The sequence below is a fragment of the Gordonia sp. WA4-43 genome (assembly GCF_020520305.1).
GTDB lineage: Bacteria > Actinomycetota > Actinomycetes > Mycobacteriales > Mycobacteriaceae > Gordonia > Gordonia hongkongensis.
Genome location: NZ_CP084736.1, coordinates 481,752 through 496,691, shown reverse-complemented (window position 1 = coordinate 496,691; position 14,940 = coordinate 481,752). Strand labels below are relative to the sequence as shown.

Below are 14,940 nucleotides of genomic sequence, written 5' to 3'. Positions count from 1 at the left end.
TCAGAGCGACTTGCCGACGAGACCGATGAGGTCGACGAGGCGGTTGGAGTAGCCCCACTCGTTGTCGTACCAGGACACGACCTTGGCCTGGTCGTCGATCACCTTAGTCAGGCCGGCGTCGAACAGCGAGCTGTGCGGGTCGGTGACGATGTCGGACGAGACGATCGGTGCGTCGTAGTACTTCAGGATGCCCTTGAGCGGACCGTCGGCAGCGGCCTTGAGCGCGGCGTTGATCTGCTCGGCGGTGGCGGTCTTCGACAGCTGGGCGGTGAGGTCGGTGACCGAACCGGTGGGGATCGGGACACGCAGCGCGTAGCCGTCGAGCTTGCCCTTCAGCTCCGGGAGCACCAGGCCGATGGCCTTGGCGGCACCGGTCGAGGTCGGCACGATGTTGATGGCGGCGGCGCGGGCGCGACGCAGGTCCTTGTGCGGGCCGTCCTGCAGGTTCTGGTCCTGGGTGTAGGCGTGGATCGTGGTCATGAGGCCCTTGACGATGCCGAACTCGTCGTTGAGGACCTTGGCCAGCGGGCCGAGGCAGTTGGTGGTGCACGAGGCGTTCGAGATGATGTTCTGGCTGCCGTCGTACTTGTCGTCGTTGACGCCCATCACGATGGTGATGTCCTCGTCCGAGGCGGGGGCGGAGATGATGACCTTCTTGGCGCCGGCATCGAGGTGTCCCTGAGCCTTGGCGCGGGCGGTGAAGATGCCGGTCGACTCGACGACCACGTCGACGCCCAGGTCGCCCCACGGGATGGCGGCCGGACCTTCCTTGACCTCGAGGGCCTTGATCTTCTGCTCACCGACGACGATGGTGTCGTCGCCCTCGAGGGTGACGTCGTCGGACAGGCGACCGAGGATGGAGTCGAACTTCAGCAGGTGCGCGAGGGTCGCGTTGTCGGTCAGGTCGTTGACCGCGACGATCTCGATGTCGGTGGTGCCCAAAGCTTTTTGCGCTTCGACGGCACGGAAGAAGTTGCGGCCGATCCGGCCGAATCCGTTGACGCCTACCCGAACAGTCACAGTTGTGCTCCTTAGCGGTATTCATGGTCGGGCCTGGTGGTCAAGCCCGGTCTGGCCGCGCGTGAGCGGTCAGCGAAGCACACCTGAGTGGTCACGCCTCCGCCCACGTCGCCACCAGCCTAGTAGGCGACCCTCTGCTCGGCACACCGCAGGTCCGTGTCAGGCCTCGTCGAGCAGCTCGGAGGTCACCGCGGATTCGGTGTCGGGGATGCCGTCTTGGCGGGCCTTCTTGTCGGCCATCGACAGCAGGCGGCGGATGCGCCCGGCGACGGCGTCCTTGGTCATCGGCGGGTCGGCGAGCTGACCGAGCTCCTCCAGCGACGCCTGCCGGTGGGTGATCCGGAGCTGACCGGCCGCGATCAGATGGTCGGGCACCTCGTCGCCGAGGATGTCCAGCGCGCGTTCCACGCGGGCCGCGGCGGCGACCGCCGCACGCGCCGATCGACGCAGATTGGCGTCGTCGAAGTTGGCCAGGCGGTTGGCGGTGGCGCGCACCTCGCGCCGCATCCGGCGTTCCTCCCACACGAGCCTCGTGTCGTGGGCCCCCATCCGGGTCAGCAACGCCCCGATGGCCTCGCCGTCGCGGATGACGACGCGGTCGGCTCCGCGGACCTCGCGGGCCTTGGCCGTGACACCGAGGCGTCGGGCCGCGCCGACGAGGGCGAGCGCCGCCTCCGGCCCGGGACAGCTGACCTCCAGGGCCGACGACCGGCCTGGTTCGGTGAGCGAGCCGTGCGCGAGAAATGCTCCGCGCCAGGCGGCCTCGGCGTCGGCGACACTACCGCCGACGACCTGGGCGGGCAGGCCGCGCACCGGGCGGCCGCGCAGGTCGAGCAGCCCGGTCTGTCGTGCCAGGCCTTCGCCGTCCTTGGTGATCCGCACGATGTAGCGCGCCGACTTCCGCAGCCCGCCACCGCGCAGGACGTGGACATCCGAGGCGTAGCCGTAGAGGTCGTGGATCTCGCGGCGCAACCGGCGCGCCACGTTGCCCATGTCCACCTCGGCCTCGACCACCACGCGACCCGCGACGATGTGCAGGCCGCCGGCGAAACGCAGCAGCGCGGACACCTCGGCTCTCCGGCAACTCACCTGAGTCACCGACAGGCGACTGAGTTCGTCCTTCACCGCCGCCGTCATCGCCACCGGTACCTGTCCTCCTGTCAACAGACCACACGTCCCTCGAGTGAAAATCGCGGAGACATCGCCCGAATCAGGCGTCCGCTCGGTCAGAGTAACGGGTCAGTTCACCTTCGCACAGTTCGTTCACCACGGCGGCGACTTTCGCCGGGTCATGGACCTGCCGGCCCGGCACCGCGACGTCTCCGACATTCAGCTCCGCGCCGAACAATCCGGCCGCACGCACGAGGTGATCGCGCTCCCGTCCCGCGGGCACCGACGACGCGTCCACGAGGACGTGGTCGACGCGGAAGGTGTTCGCATGGGCGTGCAGCACATGGAGGTGACGCTCGACCGAGAACCCCGGGGTCTCCCCCGGCTCGGGGGCCAGATTGACCACGAGCACCTTGCGAGCGCTGCTGCGCTGCAAGGCCTTCAACTGTTCGGGCACGAGCACGTGCGGGATCACGCTCGAGAACCAGGAGCCCGGCCCCAGCATCAGCAGGTCGGCCGATTCTATTGCGGTCAGCGCCGATTCGCAGGCCGGCGGGTCGCCGGGCAACAGCCGGACGCGGCGCACCTTGCCGGGCGTGGTGGCCACCGCGACCTGTCCCCGGATCTCGCGACTGATGCGTGGATCGGCCTCGAGTCCCGACACGTCGGCCTCAATGTCGAGGGGCACGGTCGACATCGGCAGCACGTGCCCCGTGATGCCGAAGATCTCCCGCAACTCGGCGAGGGCCCCCACGGTGTCGCCGAGCACCTCGGTGAGTCCGGCGAGGAGCAGATTGCCGATCGGATGCCCGGCGAGCGCCCCACGGCCGCCGAAGCGGTGCTGGAGCACCTCGGCCCACAGTTCGTGCCGGCGGCGGGCCGCCGGGCCGTCGGCGGACTGTGCGTCCGGCAAGCCGTCGGGCGTACTCATCAAGGCGGCGAGCGCCATTCGCAGGTCGCCGGGCGGGATGAGTCCGAGTTCGGCGCGCAACCGTCCCGACGACCCCCCGTCGTCGGCGACGGTGACCACCGCGGTGATGTCGGCGCTCAGATAGCGCATCGCGGTCAGCGTCGCGTACAGGCCGTGACCGCCGCCGAGCGCGACGATCCGGGGCTCCCGGGAACTCATTCGCGCCCCAGATCACGATGCATGACCCGGACGTCATAGGACGCGTGGCCGGCGTCGTCGACGGCGCGGCGCAACCGAGCCGACAGTTCCTCGGCGATGGCGACACTGCGGTGCTTGCCGCCGGTGCAGCCGACGCTGATGGTCATGTAGCGCTTGCCTTCCCGCAGGTAACCGCGGCCGACGATCGAGACCAGGCCGGTGTAGAGGTCGAGGAATCCGTCGGCGTCCGGCTGGCCGAGGACATAGTCGCGGACCGGCGCCTCCCGGCCGTTGTGATCGCGCAGCTCGTCGATCCAGTGCGGATTGGGCAGGAAGCGGACGTCGGCGACGAGATCGGAATCGATGGGCAGACCGTACTTGAAGCCGAACGACTGCACCGCGATCGACAGCCGCGGTTCGGTGTCGCCCGGCGCGACGCCCTCGACGATCGCGCGCAGTTTGGCCGCGGTCAGCGCCGACGTCTCCACCACCAGATCGGCCACGTTCTTGATCGGGGCGAGGATCGCCCGTTCGCGGGCGATCCCCTCGACGAGGGTTTCCTTGCCCTGCAACGGATGTCGGCGACGAACCTGCTCGAAACGGCGAACCAGCACCTGGTCGCTGGCGTCGAGGTAGAGGAGCCGGGTCCGGATCCCGGACTCTTCGAGACGGTCCCGCAGCTGTTCGAGCTGATGGGCCAGGTTGGCGTCGGACGCGCGCAAGACCATGGCGAGCCGGGTGATCGCCGGATCGTCTTCGCGGACCATCCCGACCATCGTCGAGATCAGCGAGGGAGGCACGTTGTCGGCGACGTACCAGCCGTCGTCCTCGAGCACGTTCGCCGCGGTGGAGCGTCCCGCGCCGGACATCCCCGTCACGAACAGGACGGTGAAGTCGGTGTCGTTCGCCTCGGCGATCGCCGCGCTCTGCACTTCGGTGTGGTCACTCATCGGCACCTCGTCCCGCGTCACCGGTCGCCACCGTCATCTCCTTCTCGGCCCGCTCCGGGATCGGGGCCGGGTTCGGGGTCTGGTCGGGCGCCGCCACCTCGCCGGAGAGCGCGGTCTGGACCGCACGCGCCGTGGTGAGGCCGATCCCGGGCACCTGGGATATCTCATCCAACGATGCCTCGCGCAGGCGCGCAACCGAACCGAAGTGGGTCACCAGCGCGGTGCGGCGGGTTCGGCCGAGGCCGGGGACCCCGTCGAGCACCGACTCGGTCATGCGCTTGCTGCGCTTGCTGCGGTGGAACGTGATGGCGAACCGATGGGCCTCGTCGCGCACCCGTTGCAGCAGGAACAGTGCCTGGCTGTTGCGCGGCAGGATCATCGGGTCGTCGTCGCCGGGCACCCACACCTCCTCGAGGCGTTTGGCGAGCCCGATCACCGAGACGTCGGTGATGCCGAGTTCGTCGAGGACCGCCGCGGCGGCGTGCACCTGGGGCGCACCGCCGTCGACGACGAAGAGGTTCGGCGGGTAGGCGAACTTCCGCGGTTGCGCCGTGGTGTCGGCCGCCGCGCTGATCTCGCCGGACACCGGTGGCGGCGCATCGCGGTCGGTGCGGTGGCGCAGGAACCGGCGTCGAGTGACCTCGGCGATGGACGCGACGTCGTCGGATCGGCCCTCGCCGGCGGCGTGCCGGATCGAGTAGTGCCGATAGTCGGACTTACGCGGCAGACCGTCTTCGAAGACCACGAGGGAGGCGACCACATCGGTGCCCTGCACGTGCGAGATGTCGACGCACTCGATGCGCAGCGGCGCCTGATCGAGCAGTAGCGACTCCTGCAGTTCGGTGAGCGCCGCCGATCGGGTCGTGAGATCGCCCGCGCGTCGGAGTTTGTGCTGCGCAAGGGCTTCGCCGGCGTTGCGGGCGACGGTCTCGAACAGCGCCTTCTTGTCGCCGCGCTGGGGCACCCGCAACCGCACCCGGCTGCCGCGGAGACCGGACAGCCACTCCTCGAGCTCCTCGGCGTCGGACGGCAACTCCGGCACCAGCACCTCACGGGGTATCGACTCCCCGTGTGCCCGATCGGTCCCGACGTCGACGGTGGCGTCGAAATCGACCTGGGCGCCGTAGAACTGGGTGATGAACTCCCCCACCACATCGCCGTCGGTGCCGTTGTCGCTGCGCTCGACCACCCATCCGCGCTGGCCGCGCACCCGTCCGTCGCGGACGTGGAACACCTGGACCGACACTTCGAGCTGATCGCCGGCGAGCGCGATCACGTCGGCGGTGGTGCCGTCGCCGAGCACGACCGCCTGCTTCTCCATGGCGCGTCGCATCGCACCGATGTCGTCACGCAACCGCGCGGCACGCTCGAAGTCGAGCTCCTCGGCCGCGACGTTCATGTCCCGTTCCATCTTGCGGATCATCAGGTCGGTGCGGCCCGCGAGGAAATCGCAGAAGTCCTCGACGATCTCCCGGTGTTCCTCGGCATCCACCCGCCCGACGCAGGGGGCGGAGCACTTGTCGATGTAGCCGAGCAGACACGGGCGGTCGATCTGCCGATGCCGTTTGAACACACCGGCCGAGCAGGTCCGGGCCGGGAAGACCCGGGTCAGCAGGTCGACCGTCTCGCGGATCGCCCACGCATGCGCGTACGGACCGAAGTAGCGCACGCCGCGCCGGCGCGGACCCCGGTACACGAACAGGCGCGGGTACTCCTCGTTCAGGGTGACCGCGAGCATCGGGTAGCTCTTGTCGTCGCGGTAGCGGACGTTGAAGCGCGGGTCGAATTCCTTGATCCAGTTGTATTCGAGCTGCAGCGCCTCGACCTCGGTGCCGACCACCGTCCACTCGACGGAGGCGGCCGTCGTCACCATCTGACGGGTGCGGGGGTGCAGCGAGGCGATGTCGGCGAAGTACGACGTCAGCCTCGACCGGAGGTTCTTGGCCTTACCCACGTAGATGACACGACGATGCTCGTCGCGGAACTTGTACACCCCGGGATCGGTCGGGATGGACCCCGGGGCGGGTCGGTAGGTAGTCGGGTCGGCCACGTGTTCCAGGCTAGTGTCCGGGCCGGACAGTCCCGCGGTAGCGCTCCTCGAGCTCGCGGAATCGACCCATCGCGTCGATGGCGCGCTGACCGTCACCGGCCTGAACCGCCAGGACAGTGATGTGTTCGTCGGCCGGGAAGAGCAGCCACGCCCCGAAACCCTGCTCCGGGTAGGTGAGACCGAGAACACGGTCCCATTCGAAGAGCCGCGCCGACACCAGGTTGCGCACCTCGACGCCGGCGGCTCCGACGCGCAGTCGCGGGCGGGTGAACAGCAGGATGGCTGCCGAGATGAGCACGCCGATGAGGATGATCGCGATCTGGTCGGAACCGCCGAGATTGCGGACTCCGACGTCGTCGATCGTGAGCAGTAGACCGAACGTGATGTGGATGGCCATCACCACGACCGCGGCGGCGATGGCCCACCGCGGTAGGTTGCGGGGCCGGTAGACCAGGTCCCAGCCGGCGGAGTCGGTCGGCGGGGTGTCCGCGGGACTCACGCCGATGCTCCTCCGACCGCCACCGGGAGGGTTTCGCCACGCGCGAGCGCGCGCAGGGTCAGCGCCGACGCCAGCGCGGCGACCGTCGCCTGTGCGCCCTTGTCCTCCGTCGAGCCCGGGAGTCCGGCCCGTGCGATCGCCTGGTCCTCGGTGAGCACGGTCAGGACTCCGTTGCCGACCGGGGTCGACTCGTCGAGCGACACCCGTGTCAGGCCGGCGGTCACCGCGTCACACACATACTCGAAATGCGGTGTCTCACCCTTGATCACGACGCCCAGCGCCACGACCGCGTCGTGCGTCCGCGCCAGTGCCTGCACGATGACGGGCAGCTCGATGGCGCCGGCCACCTGCACGATGGTCGGGTCGACGACGCCGTTGTCGCGCGCGGCCCGGATGGCGCCGTCGAGGAGCGCGCCGCAGACGACCTCGTGCCACTGCGACGAGACGATCGCCAGGCGCAGCGAGCCGGCGTCGGCGAGTTCGAGGGTCGGCTCTCCGTGGCCGCTCATGCAGGTGCTCCTTCGGACGCGCCGTCGGTGGGCTGGACGTGATCGTCGAGCCCGATCAGATCGTGGCCCATCCGGTCGCGCTTGGTACGCAGGTACCGCAGGTTCTCGGCGTTGGCGCGCACCGGCATCGGGACCCGGTCGACGATGTGCAGACCGTATCCGTCGAGCCCCACGCGCTTGGCGGGGTTGTTGGTCAGCAGACGCATCGACCGTACGCCGAGGTCGACGAGGATCTGGGCACCGAGTCCGTAGTCCCGCGAATCAGCGGGCAGGCCCAGTTCCAGGTTGGCGTCGACGGTGTCGGACCCCGCGTCCTGCAGCTGGTAGGCCTGCAGTTTGTGCAACAGCCCGATCCCGCGACCCTCATGCCCGCGCATGTAGAGGATGATCCCGCGGCCCTCGTCGGCCACCATCTCCATCGCGGCGTCGAGCTGCGGTCCGCAGTCGCAGCGCAGCGACCCGAAGACGTCGCCCGTCAGGCACTCCGAGTGCACCCGCACGAGGACGTCGTGGCCTTCGCCGTCCTCGCCGGTGATGTCGCCCTTGACGAGCGCGACGTGTTCGACGTCGTCGTAGACGCTGGAGTAGCCGACGGCACGGAAGTCGCCGTGCCGGGTGGGGATCCGGGCGTCGGCGACGCGGACCACGTGCTTCTCGTGACGGCGGCGCCACGCGATGAGGTCGGCGATCGAGATCAGTGCGAGGTCGTGCTCGTCGGCGAACACACGCAACTCGTCGGTCTGCGCCATCGAGCCGACGTCCTTCTGGCTGACGATCTCGCAGATCACGCCGGCCGGGGCGAGGTCGGCCAGGCGGGCGAGGTCGACCGCGGCCTCGGTGTGCCCGGGACGACGCAGCACGCCGCCCTCCTTGGCTCGCAGCGGGACGACGTGGCCGGGCCGGGTGAAGTCGGCGGCCGCGGCGTCGGGGTCGGCCAGCAGACGCATGGTGGTGGCGCGGTCGGCGGCGCTGATACCGGTACCGATGCCCTCCCGGGCATCGACGGTCACGGTGTAGGCGGTGCCGTGCTTGTCCTGGTTCATCGAGTACATCGGCGGCAGGCCGAGCCGGTCGCAGGCGTCGCCGTCGAGCGGGACACACAGGTAGCCGGAGGTGTAGCGCACCATGAACGCCACCAGTTCGGGGGTCGCCTTCTCCGCCGCGAAGATCAGGTCGCCCTCGTTCTCACGATCCTCGTCGTCGACCACGACGACCGCCTTGCCGGCGGCGATGTCGGCGATGGCGCGCTCGATCGTGTCGAAGGCGACGGCGCCGCCACCCTCGGTTGCCGTCGCGTCGTTCCCCTCGCGCGGTGACTCGCTCATCAGAACCTCACTCGTTGTGCTCATTTCGCCCCCGCTACATCAGGAGTACCAGTCGTGTCCGAACCCAGGTGAAGGCGCTCGACGTATTTGGCGATGACGTCGACTTCGAGGTTGACCACGGTGCCGGGTCGGGCGGCGCCGAGGTTGGTCTCGTTGAGGGTCGTCGGGATCAGGGAGATCTCGAACCAGGAGTCGTCGCCGGACCCGCCGACCGCGGACACGGTGAGGGACACCCCGTCCACGGTGATGGAACCCTTCTCGACGAGATACCGGGTGAGCGTCGCCGGCACGGCGATCCGTACGACCGTCCAGTTCTCCGACGGGTTCACCGCGGCGATCGTGCCGGTGCCGTCGACGTGTCCCTGCACGATGTGGCCGCCGAAGCGGCCGTTCGCGGGCATGGCGCGTTCGAGGTTGACGGTGCTTCCGGCGGCGAGGTCGGACAGCGAACTGCGGCGCAGCGTCTCGCCCATCACGTCGACGGTGAACTCACCGGGACGGAGGTCGACGACCGTCAGACACACGCCGTTGACGGCGATGGAGTCGCCGTGACCGGCGTCGGCGGTGACCACGGGCCCGCGGACGGTGAATCGGGCGGCGTCGGAGAGATCCTCGCGGTCGGCGATGACGCCGAGTTCTTCCACGATTCCGGTGAACACGCACTCCTCCTGCTCGCTCGGAGCAGACAGGGCGGCCTCGTGTCGCCTGTTCTCTCGCATCCGGACTATGACCGTCGGCTTCGGATTCGCACCGAATCTGCTGTCCCTGCCTGGTGGCAGGCGCTCGCGGGCTGGACGATGCGGATCCACCGCACCCTCATCACCGCCGGTGGGGATTTCCACCCCGCCCCGAGAACTGGTGACATCGACGCTAGCACGGTCGGCGATGTCAGTCGCATTGCGATTCCGGTGAGCGAAATGCGTCGCGGGCATGTCGTCTCGCTCAGCTGTCGCGCGGGGTGGTCGACGGCCGCGACAGTGTGACGAGGACGTCCTCCCCGAGTCGGGTCACCGATCTCGTGCTGAACCGCTGGCCGTCGTCGAGGGTGGTCACGCCCGGGATCTCGACCGAACTGCGACCGGCACCCAGCACCAGCGGGGCGACGTAGGCGTGCACCTCGTCGACGAGGCCCGCCGCGAAGAACGCGCCGAGGATGTGTGGCCCGCCTTCGACCAGCACCCACAGCGCGTCGGGCAGCGCGGCGAGGACGTCGGCGGGGTCGTGGGAGTCGATGCGGACCAGCGGTCCGCCGGCCGGATCCCGGAGCCGGGCGTCGGCCGGGATGTCGCGGTGGCCGAGGACCACGCGCGCGGGCTGGTGCGGGTGCAGTGCGCCGTCGGCGGTGCGCGCGGTGAGCGTGGGGTTGTCGGCCAGCGCGGTGCCGGTACCGATCACGATGGCGTCGATCCGGGCGCGCTGTGTGTGCGCGTGGTCGCGAGCCTGCGGGCCGGTGATCCACTGGCTGGTGTCGTCGGGCGCTGCGATCCGGCCGTCGACACCAGACGCGATCTTCGCGGTGACGTGCGGACGGCCCAGATCCTGCCGGGTGAGCCACGGACGGAGTGGTCCGTTCTCGACGTCTTCTGCGGCAACTCCCCCGGTGACGCGCACCCCGGCGGCCTGTAGCGTCTCGGCACCACCGGCGGCGACCGGGTTCGGGTCACTCACCGCGTACTGGACTTCGGCGATCCCGGCCTCGATGAGTGCCTGCGCGCACGGGCCGGTCCGGCCGATGTGGTTGCACGGTTCGAGGGTGACGATCGCGGTGCCGCCTCGCGCGGCCTCGCCTGCGGCTCGGAGCGCCATGACTTCGGCGTGCGGCCCGCCGGGTGGTTGGGTCGCCCCGACGCCGGCGACGGTGCCGTCGGCCGCGAGGATGACCGCGCCGACGGGCGGGTTGGGCGAACTGATCCCCATCGCCTCCCGGGACGCGCTGATGGCGCGTCCCATGGCGACGGCGATGTCCATCGGCTCAGGCCTGGGTCTGTGCCCGTGCGGCGGCGGCCGACTCGCGGAGTGCGGCGACGGCCTGTCCGGGATCGTCCGCGCCGTAGACGGCCGAACCGGCGACGAAGCAGTCGATGCCGGCCTCGGCGGCCTCCTCGATGGTGTCGGCGTTGATGCCGCCGTCGATCTCGACGAGGAGCCGCAGGTCTTCGGCGTCGATGAACTTCCGGATGGCGCGGGCCTTGTCGAGGACCTCGGGGATGAACTTCTGACCGCCGAAGCCCGGCTCGACGCTCATGATCAGCAAGGTGTCGAAGTCGCGCAGGATCTCGAGGTAGGGCTCGAGCGCGGTACCGGGCTTGATCGACAGGCCCGCCTTGGCCCCGGCGGCGCGGATGTCACGGGCGACACCGATCGGGTTCTCGGTGGCCTCGGCGTGGAAGGTGACGTTGTGCGCTCCGGCCTCGGCGTACGGCGGCGCCCACCGCTCCGGGTTCTCGATCATCAGGTGGCAGTCGAGCGGGATGTCGGTGGCCTTCAACAGGCTCTCGACAATCGGGAGTCCGAGGGTCAGGTTCGGCACGAAGTGCGCGTCCATCACGTCGACGTGCAGCCAGTCGGCGCGGGTCTCCCCCGGCTGCGCCACCGCAGCGGCCTCGGCCGCGAGATTCGCGAAGTCCGCGGACAGGATGGACGGGGCGATCATGGGCGCGGTACCGGCGGTGCACATGGTCGACAAGTGTAGGACGCGGGTTCCGCTACGGACGAAAGCGTGCCGGCGTCTCAGACGCCGTTCGCCGGCCAGCCGGGGGACGGGGGCTCAGGCGGGCGCGGGGTTGGGCCGGTTCCCCTAACCGCGTCTTCAGGCAGCACACCTTCGGGGACCGGGTGCGTTCGACAGATCTCCAGTTCCGCAGAGTTGTCGCGCCCGACGGCTGCGAATTCGAAGTGGTCGGCTCGCCACCCCCCGAATACGTCCAGTCGTGCCTCACGAGCGGCGCCACGTTGCCGAGCGGGCGGCGCCTGTCCCGACCGAGTGAAGGTGATCACGGATGGGACTGCACTTTTTGGGTAAGTGGTCCAGGCTCCCGCCCCGCCTGAGTTGTCACTAGAGGCGTAACCGTACTCGCACAGAACGATCTCGTCTTGCGGACCCAGTCGCTCCCGCCTGGACGCGACGAATACGGACGTCCCCACGAGACCGCCCTCAGCGCTTTCGCTCGGGATCGCGCGAACTCGCTGCTCAATCCCCGGTGCCGATGCGTTCACGAACCCCGGATACGCCCACTTCGTGGACTGCCCCTCTCGCGCAAGGTAGAACGACTCCACGTACGCGCGCACGAAGGTTCCTTCAGCAGAGAGTGGATCGAACTCGTCGTTCCCCACCCAGCGGAAGGTGACATCGAATCCGGGTGGCCGAACAGCGCTATGCGCGGGCGTGGTCACGCCCACATCCGGACTGTCGCTCGAACCGCAAGACGAGATTGCGAGGGCCATCATCACGGCCATGCCAACTGCAGCGGGTGGCGCGGATCGCCTCACCAGCCCGCGCCGTCCGCGAAGTTTTTATCGTTCATCCTTGCCAGTTGGTTGTTGTAGTCGGTGAAGAAATAGCTGCCGCGGGCTCCGACAAGCTCCTGAACAACCGATTTGAGAGCGATTCCGTCCCAGCCTGGCGGTAGGCCGTCCTTTGCAACTGAGTCCAGAAAATCCTGATCATAGGCTTGAGATCCATAGATGGACCGGAACGAATCCGTCTCGAGAAACTCCGGATGACTGGATATGTAGCCCTCGAGCATCTCTCGGTACACCAGGTCCAGGTCTGTGTTCTTGTACAAGCTAGCGCGCAAAGAAGCGAATTCAGTCGCTGAACCAACATCCTCAGGATTCGGCGGTAAGCCGGTGACATCGAGCTTGAGCGAGGGAGCCGCTATGTCAATCGCACCCTTGATAGCCGGGCTCAACCCGGGAATACCTGTTGCGAGCGACTTCACGGAATCGAACGCGGCGCCGTGCAGGGCGTAGTCGCGCGCCGCGTCATAACGCCGGTCGGCAGTATCTTCGTCTAGCATCGCGTTCATACCGGCGGTCATTCCACCGTGTAGTCGAGCCACCTTTTCCCCGAGATCAGTGCGCTCTGGGTCGCTACCGAACACCTGTTCAAGCACATTGGCTTGCCAGAGCGCGCTTGTGTTCATCACGCGCCCGGCTTCCGGGTCCGAGGTGAGGATTTGGAACAACGACTTGAACTGATTCGCCTCGCCGAGGGCGGTTACACCGCGAGTGTCGAACAGCGTCGGGTCCACCTCGGCCAGTTCGGCCAGAAACGGACTGACTGCTCGCGCAAGCGTTCTCGTCAGTTCGGGGTTGACCTCACCCAATGAAGCGGACCCGCCGTTCATGTCTTCGAAGTCACTCTTGTTCTCGGCGATGATCCTTGCCAGCTCGCTCGCGATCTGACCGGATCTGACGCCGTCGGCCATGCGCTCGGCAGACACACCATCTGGGGTGCTGGCGACCTCGGGCATCCAATTGAACAACCGGTTGATCCCGTCGTGTTCACGTCCTGCCTTGTCTGCCCAGTCGAACTGGAATAGCTCTTTCATTGCCAGCGATGGGTCGTAGGGCTTCTCGCCCCCATCAAGACTGTGAACTGCCGGCATCGACGAGTGCGAGCCGCCTGTGGCCCCCACCACCGCATCGTGGACGGCAATGTGGTCGGACCCAGCGACTCCCAGCATTCTGTCGAGCAGCCTCTCGACGGACGGGTGCGAGATGGTTTCGTTCCGGTCGGTGATGTAACGCTCGTTTACGTCCCCGCCGGCAATCTCGCTCGCACGAGCAATGATCGCCCTGTCGACGTCGCTCCCGAGCTGGACAGATTGCGACCCGTACGAGGCGAGACCCGAGTCCTCTGACCGGTGCTCCAGGACATCCATGAGGTCGTTGAAGTCGTCAACAGAGCCGAGCCGGGTGACCTCGATCATCCGGCTACCGTCTACGCCAGACGGATCGTTGGAGATGCTCGCCTTCGACGCTGCCGGACCACTCAGAAGGTCCCGTATCGGCGCTGGGAGTTGGTTCAATCCTCCTGCCACGAGTGGCGTATTTGTCCCCAAGACCTCGGCGATCGAATTCGAATCGGTCTGTCTGGTCCGCAAGTTCGGGTTCCCCAGCAGATAGACGCCGTCGCCGAGACCTCGTTTCAGGTTCTCTCGCTCTGCGCCGATGTATCTGTCGCCGAACGACTTCAGCGCATCAAGAGACAGCGGCTGCCCCTCGGGTCCGCCACCCCAACTCGGTGTGTAGATCGCTTTCAGGTAATCGAACTGCTCCTTCGAAATCTCCGCGAAGTCCCCGCGGGCCAACGCGGCCCGCTGTTCCGCGGTCAGGCTGGTCGCACGGAAGAACCGATCTTTCTGCTCCTTCGTGGCACTACCACTCATGATGGCCTGGACATCGATGCTCGCCTGGCCGGGCGAGTAGCTCGACGCGAGTGGCGCATTACCTTCGGCATCGCCAAAGGCTGCCGCGAGAACTCTCGCCCCGTTGCGATCGTCCTCGCCCATCTGATCGGCCAGGGAATGCAACGAGAGGGTCGCCGTCTTCGCCTCCTCCGCTCGGGCGGCCTGAGCGTCGAGAATCGAGCGCTCGGTCGCACTTCCCGCCTCCACGCCCTTGAGCTCGGCCGCATAGTCTCGGGTGTCTCGTACCGTCCAGTCGTCGGCAACGCTGAACTCGTCCCGTTCCAGCCCGAGCGCTCGAACCAGTGCGGTGGTGCGATTCGGACTGATCGCAGACGACGTATCCCGGAGCGCAGTGGCGGCGCGGGTGATGTCGGCCCCGAGTTTGTTGATCTCGGTTCGATCGGAGTCGGTGCGCGTCTCACAACCCCGCTGGGAGTCCCCCACCCACCCTTTGGAGTCACCCGCTTTCATCGGCGCTTCGGCCATCCTCTGGGTGAGATCCCTCAGGTCATCCACGGCCGCGTCGAGCGCAGTCGCGACCGCATCCAGAGACATCAGGTCCCAGCCGTTGACGACGGAACGCGACGGACGCGACATCAGAACTCGCTGATGGCACGGAAGCCGCTGGCCAGGGACTCCTCGGTATCAGCGACGTCACCGGCGGCCTGGTAGCAGGTCTGCGACACCTGGTCCATCCTCGCCGCCGCGCGGCCCAGCAGTGAACGGACGGTGTCGTCTTTGCCGGCGCACGCACCACCGATGGCCGACGCCGGCATCGCCCCCGACGCATCGTCGAAGGCGGACCTCCCACTCCACAGGGCTCGCGCCTCCGAGGAGCATCGAGCAAGCGCATCGCCCACGCCGGTGATGACACCCAGCTCCTCGACACCGAACCGCTCAGCCATACAAACCCCCGAGTTTGCACCGACAACGACGTGGCGGACCGCCACGACGA

At 68.0% G+C, this 14,940-nt stretch carries 13 protein-coding genes and 1 riboswitch; all 13 genes read right to left on the bottom strand.

Annotation, left to right across the window (positions count from 1 at the left end):
* The 13 genes from gap to LEL84_RS02295 all read right to left on the bottom strand — a co-directional run bounded on the left by gap (position 1) and on the right by LEL84_RS02295 (position 14,890).
* Complete coding sequence (gene gap, locus LEL84_RS02355) at positions 1-1,020, bottom strand: type I glyceraldehyde-3-phosphate dehydrogenase (RefSeq protein ID WP_058250365.1); 1,020 nt, start codon at positions 1,018-1,020, stop codon at positions 1-3.
* Between the two features lie 159 nt (positions 1,021-1,179).
* Entirely contained in the window at positions 1,180-2,157 is a 978-nt protein-coding gene (gene whiA / locus LEL84_RS02350; RefSeq protein WP_174316851.1) for a DNA-binding protein WhiA, read from the bottom strand.
* 73 nt (positions 2,158-2,230) lie between these two features.
* Positions 2,231-3,259 (bottom strand): gluconeogenesis factor YvcK family protein, encoded by a 1,029-nt coding sequence (locus tag LEL84_RS02345; RefSeq protein WP_226513235.1) that lies wholly within the window; start codon positions 3,257-3,259, stop codon positions 2,231-2,233.
* Complete coding sequence (gene rapZ / locus LEL84_RS02340; RefSeq protein ID WP_065632222.1) at positions 3,256-4,188, bottom strand: RNase adapter RapZ; 933 nt, start codon at positions 4,186-4,188, stop codon at positions 3,256-3,258. Before rapZ ends, LEL84_RS02345 begins: the two co-directional genes overlap by 4 nt.
* Complete coding sequence (gene uvrC / locus LEL84_RS02335; protein ID WP_065632150.1) at positions 4,181-6,238, bottom strand: excinuclease ABC subunit UvrC; 2,058 nt, start codon at positions 6,236-6,238, stop codon at positions 4,181-4,183. The genes rapZ and uvrC overlap by 8 nt, the downstream gene beginning before the upstream one ends.
* A gap of 10 nt (positions 6,239-6,248) precedes the next feature.
* Positions 6,249-6,737: a PH domain-containing protein gene (locus tag LEL84_RS02330; RefSeq protein ID WP_068971584.1), complete on the bottom strand. Its 489-nt coding sequence runs from the start codon at positions 6,735-6,737 to the stop codon at positions 6,249-6,251.
* Entirely contained in the window at positions 6,734-7,246 is a 513-nt protein-coding gene (gene ribH, locus LEL84_RS02325) for a 6,7-dimethyl-8-ribityllumazine synthase (protein WP_058250361.1), read from the bottom strand. Before ribH ends, LEL84_RS02330 begins: the two co-directional genes overlap by 4 nt.
* On the bottom strand, positions 7,243-8,571 hold the full coding sequence (locus LEL84_RS02320) for a bifunctional 3,4-dihydroxy-2-butanone-4-phosphate synthase/GTP cyclohydrolase II (RefSeq protein ID WP_226513234.1): 1,329 nt from the start codon (positions 8,569-8,571) through the stop codon (positions 7,243-7,245). The genes ribH and LEL84_RS02320 overlap by 4 nt, the downstream gene beginning before the upstream one ends.
* A 20-nt stretch (positions 8,572-8,591) precedes the next feature.
* Entirely contained in the window at positions 8,592-9,230 is a 639-nt protein-coding gene (locus LEL84_RS02315) for a riboflavin synthase (RefSeq protein ID WP_226513233.1), read from the bottom strand.
* Between the two features lie 44 nt (positions 9,231-9,274).
* A riboswitch (FMN riboswitch) is annotated at positions 9,275-9,431 on the bottom strand.
* A gap of 82 nt (positions 9,432-9,513) precedes the next feature.
* Positions 9,514-10,539: a bifunctional diaminohydroxyphosphoribosylaminopyrimidine deaminase/5-amino-6-(5-phosphoribosylamino)uracil reductase RibD gene (gene ribD / locus LEL84_RS02310; RefSeq protein WP_226513232.1), complete on the bottom strand. Its 1,026-nt coding sequence runs from the start codon at positions 10,537-10,539 to the stop codon at positions 9,514-9,516.
* A 4-nt stretch (positions 10,540-10,543) separates the two neighbouring features.
* Positions 10,544-11,248, bottom strand: coding sequence for a ribulose-phosphate 3-epimerase (rpe, locus tag LEL84_RS02305; protein WP_058250359.1), 705 nt, complete (start codon positions 11,246-11,248; stop codon positions 10,544-10,546).
* Positions 11,249-12,056: 808 nt separating this feature from the next.
* Complete coding sequence (locus LEL84_RS02300) at positions 12,057-14,582, bottom strand: hypothetical protein (protein WP_065632146.1); 2,526 nt, start codon at positions 14,580-14,582, stop codon at positions 12,057-12,059.
* On the bottom strand, positions 14,582-14,890 hold the full coding sequence (locus LEL84_RS02295) for a hypothetical protein (protein ID WP_065632145.1): 309 nt from the start codon (positions 14,888-14,890) through the stop codon (positions 14,582-14,584). The genes LEL84_RS02300 and LEL84_RS02295 overlap by 1 nt, the downstream gene beginning before the upstream one ends.
* Positions 14,891-14,940 lie beyond the last annotated feature (50 nt).

What these genes read in the sequence shown, in the direction of transcription:
- whiA (WP_174316851.1), bottom strand. Translation starts at nt 2,157, where the DNA reads ATGACGGCGGCGGTGAAGGACGAACTCAGTCGCCTGTCGGTGACTCAG.
- LEL84_RS02345 (WP_226513235.1), bottom strand. Translation starts at nt 3,259, where the DNA reads ATGAGTTCCCGGGAGCCCCGGATCGTCGCGCTCGGCGGCGGTCACGGC.
- rapZ (WP_065632222.1), bottom strand. Translation starts at nt 4,188, where the DNA reads ATGAGTGACCACACCGAAGTGCAGAGCGCGGCGATCGCCGAGGCGAAC.
- ribH (WP_058250361.1), bottom strand. Translation starts at nt 7,246, where the DNA reads ATGAGCGGCCACGGAGAGCCGACCCTCGAACTCGCCGACGCCGGCTCG.
- LEL84_RS02320 (WP_226513234.1), bottom strand. Translation starts at nt 8,571, where the DNA reads ATGAGCGAGTCACCGCGCGAGGGGAACGACGCGACGGCAACCGAGGGT.
- ribD (WP_226513232.1), bottom strand. Translation starts at nt 10,539, where the DNA reads ATGGACATCGCCGTCGCCATGGGACGCGCCATCAGCGCGTCCCGGGAG.
- rpe (WP_058250359.1), bottom strand. Translation starts at nt 11,248, where the DNA reads ATGTGCACCGCCGGTACCGCGCCCATGATCGCCCCGTCCATCCTGTCC.
- LEL84_RS02300 (WP_065632146.1), bottom strand. Translation starts at nt 14,582, where the DNA reads ATGTCGCGTCCGTCGCGTTCCGTCGTCAACGGCTGGGACCTGATGTCT.
- LEL84_RS02295 (WP_065632145.1), bottom strand. Translation starts at nt 14,890, where the DNA reads ATGGCTGAGCGGTTCGGTGTCGAGGAGCTGGGTGTCATCACCGGCGTG.